Consider the following 686-nt stretch of genomic DNA (forward strand, 5'->3'; position numbering starts at 1 on the left):
ACGCCCATGATGGTGGCGTCAGTTTCTAAGCCGCGCAAGCCAGTCACGATACCGAGCGATGCGTTCATAATAATTAGGCCAACTAAGCCAGCGAGCGCAGCCGCACCGTCATTGCCTTTTGATAACCCGAGCGCTACACCGACCGCAAACATCAACTGCATGTTGCCGAACACGCCTTCACCGGCGGCGAGCATCACTTTGTTGACCGCGTCTGGAATAAACGCAAACCCCGCGTTACCAATACCCAGCATCAAGCCGGCCACCGGTAACACCGCCACAGGCAGCATCAACGACCGCCCTATTTTTTGTAGTTGTCCAAATATACTTGCAAACATGGTTTCCTCCTGACGAATGCCAGTGTTGTAGGACCTGATTCCTTCAGGTCATGTTGTTTCACGTAAGGTCAGGATGATCATAGTGAGCAAGGCGGCGCCTAAGGTTACAAAAGGCAATCAGTTTGTAAGTGGCCGCTTACAAATCTCTTATATCGAGAAGTGAAAATTGTAATCGGCTCGATTGTGCATGGGCGTTTAAGAATGCATCATATTGGCCAGCGCCAAACTCAGGGGCAGGCACAGGGACGGACACAGGGAAAGTAGGATGGAAAACAAGCAGATACTGGTCGTCGATGACAACCTCGACCTTCGCGAAGCGTTGTCAGATTACCTTGGCCGCGCAGGGTTTGA

Annotated in this window: 1 protein-coding gene and 1 pseudogene; one reads left to right on the top strand and one right to left on the bottom strand. The window is 51.6% G+C overall.

Features of this window, described 5'->3' with window-relative positions; genetic code table 11:
• On the bottom strand, positions 1-335 hold a 335-nt coding region (locus tag R7R24_RS27150; protein WP_318120188.1), incomplete at its 3' end, for a PTS transporter subunit EIIC.
• A 265-nt stretch (positions 336-600) separates the two neighbouring features.
• On the opposite strand from R7R24_RS27150, the pseudogene R7R24_RS27155 reads away from it, so the two are divergent.
• Positions 601-686 (top strand): annotated as a pseudogene (locus R7R24_RS27155) (DNA-binding response regulator); the annotation flags it as partial.

It is taken from the genome of Vibrio sp. 704, assembly GCF_033339295.1.